This window comes from Streptomyces enissocaesilis (assembly GCF_039533765.1).
Lineage (GTDB): Bacteria > Actinomycetota > Actinomycetes > Streptomycetales > Streptomycetaceae > Streptomyces > Streptomyces enissocaesilis.
In genome coordinates, this window is the sequence record NZ_BAAAUD010000012.1 from 98,508 (window position 1) to 114,859 (window position 16,352).

A 16,352-nucleotide genomic window follows, 5' to 3' on the forward strand; every position below is an offset into this window, starting at 1 on the left:
GGGGTCACCGGTTCACCCACCGGGTGGCGATCACGGTCGTTCCGGCGCCCGGCGCGGTGCGTACCTCGAAGTCGTCCATGAGGCGACGGGCACCGCCCAGGCCGTGACCGAGCCCTGTGCCGGTGGTGAAGCCGTCGACGAGCGCGGCGTCGGTGTCGGGGATGCCCGGGCCGTCGTCCCGGAACGTCAGCCGCAGGCCCCTCCCACCGTGGCGGCGCGGGTACTCGATGGTGAGGGTCCCTCCCCCGCCGTGGATGTAGGCGTTGCGCGCCAGCTCACTGGCCGCGGTCACCACCCGTGTCTGATCGACGATGCCGAAGCCGACGGCCAGGGTGGCCGCGCGCACCGCGTGACGGACCTTCAGCAGGTCCTCCTCCGTGGCCAGCGCCACTCGCGCGGCGGCGTCCTCGGCATCTCCGGCCGCTGGGGGGTTGCCCTGTGCGGCAGCCGTATCCGTACTAGCGAGGTGTGTCACGGGGGGCCCCTTCCGGGGGCTGCGGACTTTGGTGCCAGCCCAGGGCCGCCATGCCCTGCTCCGCGTTCAGGGCGGTTCGCACACCAGTGAGTTCGATGCCGAGTTCGACCAGGGTGATCGCCACGGCGGGGCGCATACCGGCCACGATCACCCGGGCCCCCAGCAGCCTGGCCATCGTGGTCAGCTCCATCAGCGTGCGCGCCACGAACGAGTCGATGATCTCCAGGCGGGAGATGTCGATGAGGACTCCGCGTGCTCCTTCGGCCGAGATCCGCTCGGTGAGTTCGTCGGTGAAAACCAGAGCGGCCTTGTCGTCCAGCTCGTCGAGCAGCCCGGTGACCAGCACGTCCCCCAGGCGCAGAAGGGGAACACCGCTCGAACGGCCGGTCACCGGGAAGCCGGTGCGTCGGACCGGACCACAGAGCCGGCAGTGAGTCTGATCGCCTCGGACAGAGCGTCCGCGAGGGTGGCCCGGGTCATGATCGTGGACAGGTCGATGCCCAGCTGGGCGACGGTCTGCGCGATCGGCGGCCGGATACCGCTGATGATGCAGTCCGCCCCCATCAGCCGTACCGCGTTGACGGTCTGCATCAGATGGTGCGCCACAGCGGTGTCCACGGTCGGCACACCGGTGATGTCGATGATCGCGACCGTGGCCTCCTGGTCCTGGACGGCCTGCAGCAGGTTCTCCATCACCACCTGCGTACGCGCGGTGTCGAGCGTGCCGATCAGCGGCACTCCCAGTACCTGCCGCCAGAGCCGGACCACGGGAGTGGAAAGCCCCAGCAGCTGCCTGCTCTGCCTGCGGATGATCTCCTCACGCCCCTCGACATAGGTGTCGAAGGACAGGGCGCCCGCCGCGTCCAGAAGCCGGTTGATCAGCAGGGCCGCGGAGAACAGGTCCCCGTTGTCCTGCGTGCTCTCCTGCACCGCCTCCAGCAGCGCCTCCTTGAGCGCGAGCACGGCCAGTGACGTGGCGGTCGGGGATTCGCCGCCCCTCGCCCTGCGCAAGGACAGCTCGGTGACCGCACGGTTGAGCCCGGCATGCGCGTTCACGATCCGGTCGACCGGCAGAGCGCTGCCAAGACCGTCGACCAGGGCAGCGACCAGAGCGTCCGCCTCCTCGCGCAGCTCGCTCTCCCGGACGCCCGTGCCCGGAGCGGCCTGCTGCACCTGCAGCTGCACCCACCGGTCGGCTATCGTCTCGGCGCGCCCCCGCACCGCGCCGACGACGCGCTTCCGGGCCGCCACCTCGTCGCTGCTCCTCACCAGAACCCCTTCGCGCCTTCGTCGGCCCAGCCCGTCCCACGGCCTTCGAGCATGCCGCCGACACAACTGTTGCCCTGCGGCAAATATAAGCACGTCGCGCGCGGAAGGGAAGCGGAAAGCGCTCCGGCCGGAGCGGCACACCCGGCCCGTTCACCAGCGACTCCACCGATGAGCACCGACACGGCCCTGCCCAGCGGCCTCCCCCGCACAGACCCACCTCACCTCCCACACAAGAAGGTGAATACGTGCAGGTCCACAGAACCGGGGTACCCGAGGTGTCGGCCAAGGCCGCTGATCAACCGTCAGACCGCATGGGCGAGGGAGAACCGCCCGTGACGAGGGGGCGATACCGATGAACACGACCACCGAGGAGGATGCTCCGGCCCGGACCGCCGACCGGGGGGCCGCCGACCGGGAGGCCCCGCGCGGGCAAAACCTTGCAGTATGGCAACATTAATCACACAACAACAGTGCGTGGTCCCCTGCGCCGTGGGCACCTCGCAGCCCCCTCCGGCGCCGCATGAGCGATGCCGCCGCACACCCGCGTGCGCACCGCGTTCCGCCGCCCAACGAAACGGTCACTTATCGATGAAATGGCTCCTACCGTGAAAAAACCTCTTGCTGTGGGACGCGCTCTACGCACTGCCGCACCTCATGACCTCCTCCGTACCGTGCGCTCCGCGTTGATCGAGCACTACGAAGCCATCGAGGTCGATCTGCTCATGGCCGATTACAGCCTCACCGTCCTGCAGCCGGTGACCACCCTGCCTCACACCGCGAAGCCGCTGCCCGTCCACTCCACCCCGGAAGGCCACGCCTTCGGCAGCCAGGAGCCGTACGGGCGGTACGCGGCCCAGGACGGGGCCGTGGACCTCCACCTGCCGGTGACGGTCCGCGGGGACAGGCTCGGGATCCTGAGCGTGCGCCTGCCCCCTCACCGATGCACCTTCGACACCCTCGAAGAACTCACCGAGCTGGCTGAAGTCCTCGGGCACGAGATCGTCGTCGCCGAGCGCGACACCGATCTGTACCTCCAGGCCCGCCGCGCCAGCAGACTCACCCTGGCGGCGGAGATGCAGTGGCAGCTGCTGCCCGCCCGGGCCTGCTCCCGCCAGGAGTACGCCATCGGGGCCCAGCTGGAGCCGGCGTACGCCATCCACGGCGACAACTTCGACTGGGCCACCACCGCCGAGACCCTCACCCTCACCGTCACCAACGGGATGAGCGAGGGCGTCCAGGCGTCGATCCTCACCCATCTGGCGGTCAACGCCCTGCGCAACGCCCGCAGGGCGGGAATCGACATCGCCGATCAAGCGGCCCTGGCCGACCAGGCCATCTACGCGCATTACCACGGGGCGGCGCACGTATCGACCCTGCTGCTCTCCTTCGAACTGGCCACCGGACGCGGGCGCGTGGTGGATGCCGGCTCCCCGCAGCTGTGGCGTCAGCGAGGCAAGGTCGTGGAGCACATCGCATTCGAGGCGCAGCTCCCCCTGGGCATGTTCGACGAGACCGCCTACGTGGCCCAGGAGTTCCAGGCTCTCCCCGGCGACCGTCTGGTCTTCGTGAGCGACGGGGTCTACGCGGCCGCGTCCGAGACCGGTGAGCTGTACGGCGAACGGGCGTTGGAACGCGCCGTCCAGGCCGCCGGCGCCCTGCCCGCCGCCGCGGTGCCGCGGGCCGTCCTGCAGCAACTGGCGTCGTACCGTGACGACGATGCCGATGACGCGCTGGTTCTGTGCCTGGACTGGTTCGGCCGCGCCGCGGCGGGTTAGGCAGGGGATTTCCCGGCACCGGGGGGGCGGCCAACGGCCTCGCCGCGGGTTTCAGTTCGCGTACTGGCACAGTCCTCGCGGCAGGTACGCCCCGTGCCCCGCGTGCCCCACGTACACGCGATGGTCGAGCACCGGGACGCCACGGGACAGAACCGTGTCCACCCGCCCGGTCACCCGCTTGCCCTCGTACGCCGAGTAGTCGACGTTCATGTGGTGCGTCCCGGCGGAAATGGTCTGTTCGGCATGCGGGTCGTAGACGACGATGTCGGCGTCCGCGCCCGGCGCGATCGTGCCCTTCCTCGGGTACAGGCCGAACATCCGGGCCGGCGCCGCGCAGGCGATCTCGATCCAGCGGCGGCGGCTGATGTGACCGTCGACGACGGCCTGGTGCAGCAGGTCCATGCGGTTCTCGACCCCGGGCAGGCCGTTCGGGATCTTCGAGAAGTCACCCCGGCCCATCTCCTTCTGCCCCTTGAAGCAGAAGGGACAGTGGTCCGTGGAAACCACCTGGAGGTCGTTCGTGCGCAGTCCCCGCCACAGCGCCTCCTGGTGCTCCGCCGGCCGCAGCGGAGTGGAGCACACGTACTTCGCCCCCTCGAAACCGGGCTCCGCCAGGTTGTCGGCCGACAGGAAGAGGTACTGCGGGCACGTCTCCCCGAACACCGGGAGGCCCTCGTCACGAGCCCGCGTCAGTTCGGCCACGGCCTCCCGCGCCGACACGTGCACCACGTACACCGGCGCGCCCGCCACCTGGCTGAGCCGGATCACCCGGTGCGTCGCCTCCGCTTCGAGGAGTGCCTTCCGCACTTCGCCGTGATGGCGGGGATCCCGCTCACCGCGCGCCAGTGCCTGCTCCACCAGGACGTCGATGGCGAGGCCGTTCTCCGCGTGCGTCATCACCAGGGCGCCGTTCGAACTCGCGCGCTGCATGGCCCGGAGGATCTGGCCGTCGTCGGAGAGGAAGACCCCCGGGTACGCGGTGAAGAGCTTGAACGAGCTGACACCGAGCGAGACGAGGTGGTCCATCTCCTTCAGAGAGGACTCGTTCACGTCCGACATGATCATGTGGAAGGCGTAGTCGATCGCGCACTTCCCCTCCGCTTTCTCGTGCCAGGTGTCGAGTCCCTCACCGAGAGAACCGCCCTTGGGCTGGATGGCGAAGTCGATGACGGTCGTCGTGCCGCCCCAGGCCGCGGCCCGGGTCCCCGTCTCGAAGGTGTCCGAGGCCAGGGTGCCGCCGAAGGGCATCTCCATGTGCGTATGGGCGTCGACCCCGCCCGGGATCACGTACTTCCCCACCGCGTCGACGACGTGGCCGGCTGTCCACCCGTGGCTGCCGTGGGTGGCCAGGGCCACCACGCGGCCACCCTCGATGAGCACGTCGGCGTGGATCTCGTCGGAGGCCGTGATGACGAGCCCTCCGCGGACAACGGTACGGTTCACGGTTCTGCTCCCTTCGGGTCCGGGAAAAGCGACGGGCAGAGCCGCCTCGGGAGGTGGCGGGGCTCCCGAGGCGGCTCCGCGGCTCACTGGGCGTTCCTCAGGGCCTTCTCGAGGACGCGTGCGCCTTCCTCGGCCTCCGTGACGGTCAGGGTCAGGGGCGGGGCGATGCGCAGTACGGCGGTGTCGTGGCCGCCGCCCTTGCCGATCAGCAGGCCGCCCTCGCGCGCCGCTTCCAGTACGGCCGCCGCCGTCTCGGGCGCCGCCTCGTCGGTGCCGGGCCTGACGAGCTCGATGCCCGCCATCAGCCCCCGGCCGCGCACTTCGCGTACGCACGGCACGCCGGCGGTGATCGCGCGCAGCCGTTCCAGGAGCAGGCCGCCCACGCGCCGGGCGTTGCCCTGGAGGTCGTGTTCCAGGAGGTAGTTGAGGTTGGCGAGGCCCGCCGCCATGGTGACGGGGCTGCCGCCGAAGGTGGAGATGGAGTGGGCGTCGAGGCAGTTCATGACCTCGGCGCGGGCGACGACGCCCCCGATGGACATGCCGTTGCCGATGCCCTTGGCGAAGGTGAGGAGGTCCGGCGGGCCGCTTCGGGCGTGGGCCTGCCAGCCCCAGAAGTGCTCGCCCGTACGTCCCCACCCGGTCTGCACCTCGTCGGTGATCCACAGGATGCCGTGCCGGTCGAGGACTTCGCGGAACGCGGCGTACAGGCCGTCGGGCGGTGAGGTGAACCCGCCGACGCCCTGCACGGGTTCGGCGAGGAGCGCGGCGACCCGGCCGCCCGTCTGGCCGAGGAGGTCTTCGAGGTCGGCGACGCACGCCTCGGTGAACTGCGCGTCGGAGAGGTGGGCGTACGGGCCCCGGCAGCGGACGGCCCCGTGGACGTACAGCGTCTGGAGCGGGGAGAGGCTGGTCGGGGACCAGGCGCGGTTGCCGGTGGCGGACACGGTGGAGAACGACCGGCCGTGGTAGCTGTTGCGCATCGCCAGGATCTGGTTCGAGCGGCGGTACGTCGTGGCGAGGAGCAGGGCGGTGTCGTTGGCCTCGGTGCCCGACGTGGTGAAGAAGACCCGGGCGTCGGGGATGCCGGAGAGGGTGGCGACGCGCTCGGCGAGCTCGACCATGGGGCGGTTGAGGTAGAGCGTCGAGGAGTGGATGAGGCGGCCGGCCTGCTCGCTGACGGCCTTGGTGACCTCGGGGAGCGCGTGGGCGGTCATGGTGGTGAGGATGCCGCCGAAGAAGTCGAGGTAGCGCTTGCCGTCGGCGTCGTACACGTACCGGCCCTCGCCGTGGGTGAGCTCGACCGGCTCCCGGTAGTAGAGCGGGACCCAGTCGGGGATGACGGCCTTGTGGCGGTCGTGCAGGTTGATCGCCTGGGTCACGGGTTCACCAGTCCTTCGTACGCGTCGGGCCGGCGGTCCCGGTAGAACGCCCATTGCTGGCGTACTTCCTCGATGAGGTCGAAGTCCAGGTCCCGGACGAGGAGTTCCTCCTCCTTGTCACCGGCCCGCTCACCGACGAACTGGCCGCGCGGGTCGACGAAGTAGCTGGTGCCGTAGAAGTCGTTGTCGCCGTACTCCTCCTGGCCGACGCGGTTGATGGCGGCGACGAAGTACTCGTTGGCGACGGCGGCCGCGGGTTGTTCCAGCTGCCAGAGGTGGGCGGAGAGGCCGCGGTGGGTGGCGGAGGGGTTGTAGACGATCTGGGCGCCGTTCAGGCCGAGTTGGCGCCATCCCTCAGGGAAGTGGCGGTCGTAGCAGATGTAGACGCCGACCTTGCCGACGGCCGTGTCGAAGACGGGCCAGCCGAGGTTTCCCGGCTTGAAGTAGAACTTCTCCCAGAACCCCTTGACCTGGGGGATGTGGTGCTTGCGGTACTTGCCGAGGTAACTTCCGTCGGCGTCGATCACGGCGGCGGTGTTGAAGTAGAAGCCGGACTGCTCGCGCTCGAAGACGGGGACGACGATCACCATGCCGGTCTCGCGGGCGAGGTCCCGCATGCGGCGTACGGTCGGCCCGTCCGGGACGGCCTCCGCCCACCGGTAGTGCTCGGGCTCCTGCACCTGGCAGAAGTACGGGGCGTTGAAGACCTCCTGGAACCCTATGATCTTCGCGCCCTGCCGGGCCGCCTCGCGGGCGTGCTCCTCGTGTTTGGCGATCATGGATTCGGTGTCGCCGGTCCAGGTCGCCTGGACGAGCGCGGCGCGTACGACGTTGGCCATGACCTGTCTCCTTCAACGGGACGTCAGAGACCTTCTACGCCCGTAGATTTCGGGACGTAGAGGGATGAACGTAAGCCCCGGCGAGGAGTGGGGCAAGACCATCGTCGTCAACCCGCGGAGTCGATCACGTTTCGCACCCGAGGGGGTGACACGGGGGCGCTGCGGTGTTCACGCGCCCCGCGGCGGTCACGGCGCGGCGCCGGCCACCCGCAGGGCGTGGACGACGTCCCGGCACCGGCCCTGCGACACCTGGCGCGCGGCGGCGAGCAGCACGTGCCGTGCGGCCAGGTCCTGGAGGAGGGGCTCCAGGACGTCCCGCGGCGGGAGTTCGCCACCGGTGAGCCAGGCGCGCACGCCTTCGGGGTCGCGCTGCCGGAAGACGCCGTACCAGCCGGCGCCCGTGTCGACGAGCGCCGTCAGTTCGCGCAGACAGCGCGCGAGGCAGCCGCGCCTCCCACGCGGAGCACACGGTGGCGGTCACGGACACGGGACCGCGCGTACTGACGGCGCTGTGAGTGCTTCGAGCGCCGCGAGTGCCCCGAGTGAGGTGCGGTGCGGCGGCAGCGGCTCGGCCGGACGGGCTCCGAGGGGTTCCGTCCGGCCGAGGGCAAGCCCCGCGGGGGTTACGGCGTGCCGCTCGGCGCCACCACCATCGCCGAGCCGCCGCCCCGCCGTTCCTTCTCCGCCGCCGCGAGCCACCGCCCGTCCGGCAGCCGCTGGACGCCCGTCGCCGCGCCGATCTCCGGGTTCCTCTTGAAGACGTGACCGATGGATTCGAGTTCGGACCGCACCGGGCTGTTCCACAAGCCGGGTTCGATCTCCGTCGTCGCGGCGTTGCGCTGGCTCGCGCGCGGCGACGCGATCGCCTCGACCAGCGGCAGCCCGCGGTCCAGGTGGCCGGTCAGGGTCTGGAGCACCGTCGTGATGATGGTCGCGCCGCCCGGGGAGCCCAGCGCGAGCAGCGGGCGGCCGTCCTCCAGCACGATCGTCGGGGCCATCGACGAGCGCGGACGCTTCCCGGGACCCGGCAGGTTCGGGTCGTGGACCGCCGGGTTGGCGGGCGCGAAGGAGAAGTCCGTGAGCTCGTTGTTGAGGATGAAGCCCCGGCCGGGAACGGTGATGCCGCTGCCGCCCGTCGACTCGATGGTGAGGGTGTACGCGACGACGTTGCCCCACTTGTCGGCCGCCGTCAGGTGCGTCGTGTTCTCGCCCTCGTACGGCGTCGGGGCCGCCGTCCCCGCCGCACCGCACCCGCCACCGCCGGACCCCCGCGGATCGCCCGGCGCGAGCGGGCTCTTCAGCACCGCGTCGTCCTTGATGAGGCACTCCCGCGAGTCGGCGAACCGCTGCGACAGCAGGCCCTTCACAGGGACGTCCTCGAAGGCCGGGTCGCCGACCCACCGGCCCCGGTCCGCGAACGCGATCCGGCTCGCCTCGATCAAGCGGTGCAGGTACTGCGCCCGCGAGGTGGCCCTGGGCCTCAGGTCGGTGCGCTCGAGGATGTTGAGCGCCTCGCCGACGCCCGTACCGCCCGACGAGGACGGCGCCATGCCGTACACGTCGAGCCCGCGGTAGGAGACCTTCGTCGGCTTCTGACGGAGCGTGCCGTACGTGCGCAGGTCCTTCGCCGTCAGGTCGCCCGCTCGCACCACCCTGGTCGCCTCCGGATCGACCGGGGGCTTGCGGACCGTACGCACGATGTCGCGGGCGATGTCGCCGCGGTACAGCTCGCCCGCACCGGAGCGGGCCAGCTTCTCGTACGTGCGCGCGAGGTCGGGGTTCTTGAACCGTGAGCCCACCACCGGCAGCTTCCCGCCCGGCAGGAACAGCTCCGCCGTGTCCGGGAAGTCCCGGAACCGCGCCTCGTTCGCCTGGGTCTGGGAGCGGAAGGTGGAGTCGACGGTGAAGCCGTCGCGCGCGAGCTTCTCGGCGGGGGCGAGCAGCGTGCGCAGCGGTTTGCTGCCCCACTGGTCGAGCACGGTGTCCCAGGTGGCCGGGGTGCCGGGCGTGCCGACGCTGCGCCCGCTCGTCATCACCTGGTCGAACGGGATGGGCTTGCCGTTCTCCAGGAAGAGGGACTCGTCGGCGCTCAGCGGCGCGGTCTCGCGCCCGTCGACCGTATGTACGGTGCGGGACTTGGCGTCGTAGTGGACGAAGTAGCCACCGCCGCCGATGCCCGCCGAGTACGGCTCGGTGACACCGAGCGCCGCCGCCGTGGCGACCGCCGCGTCCACCGCGTTGCCGCCCCGCCTCAGGACCTCGATCCCGGCGGCGGAGGCGTCGGCGTCGACGCTGGCGACCGCTCCCCCGTGTCCGACGGCGACCGGCGTCTTGACGGGGGGCGGCGGTGCTGCCGTGGGAGCGGCGGCGGGCGACGCGGTCGCGCTCACCGACACCACCGCCGCGGCGGCGGTCCAGAACGACAGCACTCGTACCGTGGAACGGCGCATGGGTACCTCCAGTCAACGCGTGTCCGCGCAGCGTAACTTCACCGTGCCCGCCCCGTCAGGACCCCTCGAACACCGGTGCGCCGGGCCGCCGGCGCGCTGCCCCGTGACCGACGGCGTACCCGACACCGTGCCGACCGTGATCGCGACCGGAATCAGCGCTTCGCCCGGGCGTACGGCCGGGATGTGGTGGAAGTCATCGCCGACGCGGCCCGCGCCGCCCGGACCCCGGCCCCGGGCCGGGACCCTTCTCCGGCCCCGGCTCCACACGCTTCCCACGGGGCGGCCGGAGGGACACCGCACCTTCTGCGGCATTTGTCACAGACGAATGGGGCGAATTTCTCGACATTCGCACCACCATTCCCTGTTCAATCGGCCCTTCGGGACGACAGACATCGCACCGGAAGGTTTTCCGTTGAGCCGCTTGAGCCGCACACACCCCCACGCCCGCACCCCCCACCGCAACCGCAATCTGCTGGCCGGCACCGCGGCACTCACCGTCGCACTCACCGCCTGCTCCGCCGGCGGGGCCGCCCGGGCGGACACGGCCGATCCGCCGGAGAAGCCCGCCGGGATCTCGGTGACCCCCGAGGGCGAGCACGCCGGGGCGGGCGAGCCGGTGCGGGTGAGGAGCGCCGGTGACAGCCTGAAGGACGTCACGGTGAGCGGTTCCAAGGGCGGAAAGCTCGACGGAAAGGTGTCCTCGGACGGAAAGTCCTGGACGTCCGGCCGCAAGACGGCCCCCGGCACCAGCTACACCGTCGAGGCCGAGACAGAGAGCGGCGGCAGCGCGAAGACCGGTTTCGCCACGGCCGCGTCCGACCAGGTCAACACGCTCAACCTGGCCCCCGGCCACGGCACCGCGGTCGGCATCGCCCAGCCGCTGTCGGTCGTCTTCGACCACCCGGTCAAGAACAAGGCCGCCGTCGAGAGGCGCCTCCAGGTCAGCACCTCGAACAACACCGAGGGCTCCTGGGGCTGGATGCGGGACTACTCCGGCAAGGACCGCGTCGACTGGCGCCCCAAGGACTACTGGAAGCCGGGCACGAAGGTCTCCCTGAAGGCGAACCTGGGCGGCGTCGACTCGGGAGCCGGCCGCTGGTTCGTACGCGACTACGCCACGCACTTCACCGTCGGCAGGGACCAGGTCGTCAAGGTCGACCTCGACAACCACCGCCTCCGGCTGATGCGCGACGGGCGGCTGGTCGAGGACGTGCCGATGTCGGCCGGCACCCCCGGCGGCGACAAGGCATCCTGGCGCGGGACGGCCGTGCTGATGGCCAAGGAGGGCACGATCAACATGCGCTCCGAGACCGTGGGCCTCGGCGACGCCTACGACAAGATGGTCGACTCCTCGATGCGTCTCACCTGGTCCGGGATGTACGCGCACGCCGCGCCCTGGAACACCGCCCACTTCGGCAAGGCCAACAAGAGCTCGGGCTGCGTCGGGATGAGCGACGACGACGCGGCGTGGCTCTACGGCCAGGTCCAGGTCGGCGACCCGTTCGAGATGACCGGCAACGACGCCAAGGGCACGGTCGCGCTCAACAACGGCTACGGCGACTGGAACACCTCCTGGGCAAGCTGGCAGAGCCTGAGCGCCCTGCGCTGATGGGCCGGGCGGCCCCTCCGGACGGCCACCGCCCGCTCCGCCGACGCCGTTGACACGCCGTACAGCAATCGTTACCGCGACGTGACTCCCCGGGGAGTTACCAGCGGTAAATGCCGGAGGTTACCGTCGGGTCACTTTTCCACTGACATCAAGTGAGGAATGACCCGTGAGACACCCCCACACGTCTCTGCGCGCCACCAGGGCCGGTGCCGCCACCGCCGCCGTACTGCTCGCCGGGACCGCTACCGGTCCGACGCCCGCCGCCCAGGCTGCCGCCGCCCCGGCGCAGCAGCCCGCGGCGGCGTCCTCGGCTCTCCCGGGCGTACGGTTCGTCGACATACCCGGCGACGGCGGCACCGTACTCAAAGCCAACGTCTTCACCCCGGCCGGCGCCGACGGCAGCCGCGCCTACCCCGTGATCGTGCTGCCGACCAGCTGGGCCATGCCGCAGATCGAGTACGTCGCCCAGGCGAAGAAACTCGCCGACTCCGGCTACGTGGTCGTCAGCTACAACTCGCGCGGCTTCTGGCAGTCCGGCGGCACCATCGAGGTCGCGGGCCCGCCGGACATCGCCGACGCCTCCAAGGTGATCGACTGGGCGCTCGCCCACACCCCGGCCGACCCCGGGAAGATCGGCATGGCGGGTGTCTCGTACGGCGCCGGAATCAGCCTCCTCGCCGCCGGACACGACAAGCGGATCAAGGCGGTCGTCGCGCTGAGCGGCTGGGCCGACCTCATCGACTCGATCTACTCCGGCCGTACGCAGCACCTCCAGGCCGCCGCGATGCTCAGCGGCGCCGGCCGGCTCACCGGCCGCCCGAGCCCCGAGCTCCAGCAGACGATGAAGGACTTCCTCGGCTCCGACCTGGCCAAGGAGCAGGACATGATCGCGTGGGGGAAGAAGCGCTCCCCCGCCACCTACCTCGACCAGATCAACAGGAACGGCTCGGCCATCATGCTGGGCAACGCCTGGGGCGACACCATCTTCCCGCCCAACCAGTACGCCGAGTTCTACGAGAAGCTCACCGGCCCCAAGCGCCTGGAACTGCGCCCCGGCGACCACGCGACCGCCGAGGCCACCGGCCTGCTCGGGCTCCCGGACGACGTCTGGACCAACGCCCAGCGCTGGTTCGACCACCATCTGAACGGCACGGCCAACGGCATCGACCGCGAACAGCCGGTCCAGCTCAAGCCCCGCACCACAGGCGCATACGAGGGCTACCCGGACTGGAAGTCGGTCGGCGCCGACCGGCGGAAGATCGCCATGGGGGGCAGCAGGACCATCCGTGCGAACGTCGACTCCGGTGCCAACGGCGGGGTCGTACTGCTGTCCAACGCCCTCGACCAGTTCCTGAAGCTGCCGCCGGTCGCGTCCGTACCCCTGCTGCCGCGTACCCACGCCTCGGTCTGGGAGTCCGAGCGGTACGCCGAAACGCAGCGCGTCCGCGGCACCGCCAAGGTCCACACGACGCTCTCCGGCACCGAGGAGAGCGGCACCCTCGTCGCCTACCTCTACGACGTGGGCCCGCTCGGCCTCGGCAAGCTGGTCAGCAATGCGCCGTACACCTTCCACGGCCGGACACCCGGCGAGCCGTTCACCGTCGACCTGGAGCTGTTCTCCACCGCCTACGACGTCCCGGCGGGCCACCGGCTGGCCCTGGTGATCGACACCGTCGACCCGCTCTACATCGAGCACAGCCCGACCGGCTCGCAGCTGACCTTCTCGTCGCCCGAGTCCGACCCGTCGTACGTGTCGGTCCCGCTGCGCGACAAGTGATCTCCGGCTGCTGCCGGGCGGGCACGTGCCCCTCGTACTAACGGACGCCCGGCAGCAGCGCCCCCGGTTCGGCCGGGCCGACGTCCACGGCTTCGGTCTTGGGACTGCGCTTCTCCCGCTTGGCCACCCACTGGGCGAACCAGGAGAGCAGCATGCACATCCCGATGTAGATCGGCGAGATCACCATCACCACGGGGATGAACGGCAAATCGTAGTCGAGATTCGATGCGATGAGTTTGCCGGCGTGGAGGAACTCCTCATAGGTGATCAGGAAACCGAGCGAGGTGTCCTTGAGCGCGACCACCAGCTGGCTGATGACGGTCGGCATCATCGCCCGGACCCCCTGCGGCACCAGGACGTACGTCATGACCTGCGTCTTGCGCATGCCGAGTGAGTACGCCGCCTCCCGTTGCCCCCTTTCCACGGAGTTGACCCCCGTACGGAACACCTCGGCGAGCACCGAGCCGTTGTACAACGTCAGTCCGGCCACCAGGGCGGGCAGCGGCTGGACCTTCAGCGCCACGAAGATGAAGAAGATCATCACCAGTACGGGCATGGCGCGGAAGAACTCGACCATCAGCGTCGCCAGCAGGCGCAGCGGGCGGTGTTCGGAGAGCCGCCCGGCGGCGAGGAGCGCGCCGAGCGCGAGCGAGAGCACCGCGGCGTACGCGAAGGCCTTGAGGGTGTTGCCGAGTCCGCGCAGCAGCAGTTCCTGGATCCCCTCGTACGCGAAGGGGTTCCACTTGGCGGCGGTGAACTGGTCGGTGTCGAACAGCAGGTACCCCACCCAGCCGGCCAGCGCGGCGATGACCAGGGACGACACCACGCCGTACAGGAAGTGCCGCTTGCGGGTGGCGGGACCGGGGACGTCGTAGAGGGCGGTGGAAGCGGCGGTCATCGGGCGACTCCCCAGTGCTTCTCCAGCACGTTGAAGAGCGCGCTGATGGTCAGGGTGATGATCAGGTAGCCGACGGCGATCCAGAGGAACGTCCAGATGATGCTGTAGCCCAGCTCGTTGAGGGTCTTGTACGTGCCGAGCAGTTCGGTGACGCTGAACGCGCCGGCGATCGCCGAGTTCTTCGCGAGCGCGATGAGGGTGGAGCCGATCGGCGGGATGACGGTGCGGAAGGCCTGCGGCAGCACGACGGCGCCGAGGGTCTGGCCGAACGTCATGCCGAGGCTGCGGGCCGCCTCGCCCTGTCCCAGCGGCACGGTGTTGATGCCGGAGCGCAGCGCCTCGCAGATGAACGCCGAGGTGTAGCAGCCGAGCGCGATCACCGCGAAGAGCTGGAACGGCAGGACGAGCCCGAAGCGCGGCAGGCCGAGCAGGACCGCGAAGAACAGCAGGGTCAGCGGGGTGTTGCGCAGCACCGTGACCCAGACGGTGCCCAGCGCCCGCAGTGAACCGACGGGCGCGACGCGGAAGGACGCCATGAGGAAACCGAGGGCGAGGGCGAGGAGCGAGGCGTAGACCGTGAGTTCGACGGTGCCGAGGAAACCCTTGCCGTAGAGGGAGAAGTTGTCGGTGAGTACGTCCATGGCTTACGGCTCCCTCAGCTCGCCGGGTAGCGGTCGATGGGCGGGGCCGGGGTGGCCTTTCTGCCGGAGAGGCCGAGGGTCGCGTCGTACGCCTTCTGCCAGTCGCCGTTCCTCTGGCGGGCGGCGAGGGCGTCGTTGACGGCGGAGCGCAGGGCGTTGTCGCCGCGCGGGACGCCGATGCCGTAGGGCTCCTTCGAGAAGGGCCTGCCGACGACCTTGAGCTCGTCGGGGGCCTTGGCGGCGTATCCCATCAGGATCGTGTCGTCGGTGGTGACGGCCTCGACCTGGAGGGTCAGCAGGTTGTCGACGCAGACGGAGTAGGTGTCGTACGCGACGAGAACGGCCTTCGGGTAGTCCGCCTCGATCCGCTGGAACGGGGTGGAGCCGGCGGCGGAGCACACGCGCTCGCCGTCGAGGTCCCGCGGCCCGCCGATGTCGTCCTCGTCGGCGCGCACCAGCAGGGACTGGCCCGCCATGTAGTACGGGCCGGCGAAGCCGACGAGCTTCTTGCGGTTGTCGTTGATGGTGTAGGTGCCGACGTAGTAGTCGATCTGGCCGTTCTGGAGGGCGGTTTCGCGGTTGGCCGACGCGACCGTCCGGAACCGGACGGTCTTCGGGTCGAAGCCCAGCGACGCGGAGACCATCTTGGCGATCTCGATGTCGAAGCCCGAGTAGACGCCGGTGGCCGGGTCCTTCTCGCCCATGTACGGCTGGTCCTCCTTGGCGCCGACGACGAGGGCGCCACGCCGCTTCGCCTTCTGCCAGGTGCTGGAGCCGGGCAGCCGGAAGTCCTCCGCCACCCGGTACGCGGGCAGTTCGTCGGGTTGCGGGCCCTTCACCGGCGGGCTGCCCTCCTTGCCGCAGGCGACGGCGAGGAGGAGGAGCACGAGGGCGGCGAGCTTGCGGGAATTGCGCTGCATCTGTCCGTACACCGCCCCGTCAGTGCTTGAGGATCTTGGAGAGGAAGTCCTTGGCGCGCTCGCTCTCCGGGGCGGTGAAGAATTCCTCCGGCGTGCGGTCCTCGATGACGCAGCCGTCGGACATGAAGACGACGCGGTTGGCCGCGGAGCGGGCGAAGCCCATCTCGTGGGTGACGACGACCATCGTCATGCCCTCGCGGGCGAGCTGCCGCATGACTTCGAGGACTTCATTGATCATCTCCGGGTCGAGCGCGGAGGTCGGCTCGTCGAAGAGGAGGACCTTGGGGTCCATCGCGAGGGCGCGGGCGATGGCCACGCGCTGCTGCTGGCCGCCGGAGAGCTGGGCGGGATACTTGTCGGCCTGGCCGGCGAGGCCCACGCGGTCCAGGAGCTCGCGGGAGCGCCTGTCGGCGTCCTCCTTCTTCCGCCCCCTGACCTTGATCTGGGCGAGGGAGACGTTCGCCAGCACGGTCTTGTGGGCGAAGAGGTTGAAGGACTGGAAGACCATCCCCACCTCGGCGCGCAGTTCGGCGAGCCCGCGCCCCTCCTCGGGAAGCGGTCGGCCGTCGATGACGATCGTGCCCGACTCGACGGTCTCCAGCCGGTTCATCACACGGCAGAGCGTCGACTTGCCGGAGCCGGACGGGCCGATGACCACCACCACCTCCCCGCGGTCGACGGTGAGACTGATGTTCCGCAGGACGTGCAACGTTCCGTAGTGCTTGTTGACGTCACGCAGCTCGATCAACGGATCGACGGCCATACGTGCCCTACCCACTCTCAGCTGTGTCGAGGTGAGCGCAAACTATCCATCCCGACAAGGGACTTCGCTCTCGACACGCCAAAATGGGACGTAAGGGGCACTAAAGAGGCGGGG

15 protein-coding genes and 1 pseudogene are annotated in these 16,352 nt (G+C 70.1%); 4 read left to right on the plus strand and 12 right to left on the minus strand.

The features are described 5' to 3' along the window. Positions 1-4: 4 nt before the first annotated feature. From ABD374_RS04820 to ABD374_RS04830, 3 genes are all read right to left on the minus strand, one after another. Positions 5-391, minus strand: a complete 387-nt coding sequence (locus tag ABD374_RS04820; RefSeq protein ID WP_344491413.1) for an ATP-binding protein — start codon at positions 389-391, stop codon at positions 5-7. Between the two features lie 67 nt (positions 392-458). Beyond that, on the minus strand, positions 459-866 hold the full coding sequence (locus tag ABD374_RS04825; RefSeq protein ID WP_344491151.1) for an STAS domain-containing protein: 408 nt from the start codon (positions 864-866) through the stop codon (positions 459-461). Continuing rightward, a complete protein-coding gene (locus ABD374_RS04830) occupies positions 863-1,744 on the minus strand; it encodes an STAS domain-containing protein (RefSeq protein WP_344491154.1) in 882 nt (293 codons plus the stop codon). Before ABD374_RS04830 ends, ABD374_RS04825 begins: the two co-directional genes overlap by 4 nt. Positions 1,745-2,337: 593 nt before the next feature. Between ABD374_RS04830 and ABD374_RS04835 the strand changes: the two genes are divergently transcribed. Then, complete coding sequence (locus tag ABD374_RS04835; RefSeq protein ID WP_344491156.1) at positions 2,338-3,519, plus strand: PP2C family protein-serine/threonine phosphatase; 1,182 nt, start codon at positions 2,338-2,340, stop codon at positions 3,517-3,519. A 51-nt stretch (positions 3,520-3,570) separates the two neighbouring features. Here the strand turns inward: ABD374_RS04835 and hydA are convergent, their stop codons facing one another. The 4 genes from hydA to ABD374_RS04855 form a co-directional block, all read right to left on the minus strand. Then, entirely contained in the window at positions 3,571-4,962 is a 1,392-nt protein-coding gene (gene hydA / locus ABD374_RS04840) for a dihydropyrimidinase (protein ID WP_344491158.1), read from the minus strand. A gap of 83 nt (positions 4,963-5,045) precedes the next feature. Beyond that, the gene (locus tag ABD374_RS04845) at positions 5,046-6,341 is read right to left on the minus strand and encodes an aspartate aminotransferase family protein (protein WP_344491161.1); all 1,296 of its coding nucleotides are present in this window, start codon (positions 6,339-6,341) and stop codon (positions 5,046-5,048) included. Next, positions 6,338-7,180: a nitrilase-related carbon-nitrogen hydrolase gene (locus tag ABD374_RS04850; RefSeq protein ID WP_344491164.1), complete on the minus strand. Its 843-nt coding sequence runs from the start codon at positions 7,178-7,180 to the stop codon at positions 6,338-6,340. Before ABD374_RS04850 ends, ABD374_RS04845 begins: the two co-directional genes overlap by 4 nt. 186 nt (positions 7,181-7,366) lie before the next feature. Next, positions 7,367-7,534, minus strand: coding sequence for a hypothetical protein (locus ABD374_RS04855; protein ID WP_344491167.1), 168 nt, complete (start codon positions 7,532-7,534; stop codon positions 7,367-7,369). A gap of 86 nt (positions 7,535-7,620) precedes the next feature. Between ABD374_RS04855 and ABD374_RS04860 the strand changes: the two are divergent. After that, positions 7,621-7,695, plus strand: a pseudogene (locus ABD374_RS04860) (type I methionyl aminopeptidase); the annotation flags it as partial. A gap of 108 nt (positions 7,696-7,803) precedes the next feature. Here ABD374_RS04860 and ggt read toward each other — a convergent pair. Then, on the minus strand, positions 7,804-9,630 hold the full coding sequence (gene ggt, locus ABD374_RS04865; RefSeq protein ID WP_344491170.1) for a gamma-glutamyltransferase: 1,827 nt from the start codon (positions 9,628-9,630) through the stop codon (positions 7,804-7,806). A gap of 421 nt (positions 9,631-10,051) precedes the next feature. Between ggt and ABD374_RS04870 the strand changes: the two genes are divergently transcribed. Beyond that, the gene (locus ABD374_RS04870) at positions 10,052-11,239 is read left to right on the plus strand and encodes a L,D-transpeptidase (RefSeq protein ID WP_344491173.1); all 1,188 of its coding nucleotides are present in this window, start codon (positions 10,052-10,054) and stop codon (positions 11,237-11,239) included. A 166-nt stretch (positions 11,240-11,405) separates the two neighbouring features. Then, positions 11,406-13,016 (plus strand): CocE/NonD family hydrolase, encoded by a 1,611-nt coding sequence (locus ABD374_RS04875; protein ID WP_344491176.1) that lies wholly within the window; start codon positions 11,406-11,408, stop codon positions 13,014-13,016. 37 nt (positions 13,017-13,053) lie between these two features. On the opposite strand, the gene ABD374_RS04880 is transcribed toward ABD374_RS04875, so the two are convergent. The 4 genes from ABD374_RS04880 to ABD374_RS04895 are packed head-to-tail and all read right to left on the minus strand — an operon-like array spanning position 13,054 to position 16,238. Beyond that, positions 13,054-13,914 carry an amino acid ABC transporter permease gene (locus tag ABD374_RS04880; protein WP_344491179.1) on the minus strand — a complete coding sequence of 287 codons (861 nt, stop codon included), beginning with the start codon at positions 13,912-13,914 and terminating at the stop codon, positions 13,054-13,056. Continuing rightward, positions 13,911-14,555, minus strand: a complete 645-nt coding sequence (locus ABD374_RS04885) for an amino acid ABC transporter permease (protein ID WP_344491182.1) — start codon at positions 14,553-14,555, stop codon at positions 13,911-13,913. The genes ABD374_RS04880 and ABD374_RS04885 overlap by 4 nt, the downstream gene beginning before the upstream one ends. 14 nt (positions 14,556-14,569) lie before the next feature. Continuing rightward, positions 14,570-15,475 (minus strand): glutamate ABC transporter substrate-binding protein, encoded by a 906-nt coding sequence (locus tag ABD374_RS04890; protein ID WP_344491186.1) that lies wholly within the window; start codon positions 15,473-15,475, stop codon positions 14,570-14,572. A 19-nt stretch (positions 15,476-15,494) separates the two neighbouring features. Further along, on the minus strand, positions 15,495-16,238 hold the full coding sequence (locus tag ABD374_RS04895; protein WP_344491416.1) for an amino acid ABC transporter ATP-binding protein: 744 nt from the start codon (positions 16,236-16,238) through the stop codon (positions 15,495-15,497). Positions 16,239-16,352: the final 114 nt, after the last annotated feature.

Excerpts from the sequence above, each read along its gene's own strand:
- ggt (WP_344491170.1), bottom strand. The coding sequence starts at position 9,630 with ATGCGCCGTTCCACGGTACGAGTGCTGTCGTTCTGGACCGCCGCCGCG.
- ABD374_RS04835 (WP_344491156.1), top strand. The coding sequence starts at position 2,338 with ATGGCTCCTACCGTGAAAAAACCTCTTGCTGTGGGACGCGCTCTACGC.
- ABD374_RS04890 (WP_344491186.1), bottom strand. The coding sequence starts at position 15,475 with ATGCAGCGCAATTCCCGCAAGCTCGCCGCCCTCGTGCTCCTCCTCCTC.
- ABD374_RS04850 (WP_344491164.1), bottom strand. The coding sequence starts at position 7,180 with ATGGCCAACGTCGTACGCGCCGCGCTCGTCCAGGCGACCTGGACCGGC.
- ABD374_RS04880 (WP_344491179.1), bottom strand. The coding sequence starts at position 13,914 with ATGACCGCCGCTTCCACCGCCCTCTACGACGTCCCCGGTCCCGCCACC.
- ABD374_RS04885 (WP_344491182.1), bottom strand. The coding sequence starts at position 14,555 with ATGGACGTACTCACCGACAACTTCTCCCTCTACGGCAAGGGTTTCCTC.
- ABD374_RS04895 (WP_344491416.1), bottom strand. The coding sequence starts at position 16,238 with ATGGCCGTCGATCCGTTGATCGAGCTGCGTGACGTCAACAAGCACTAC.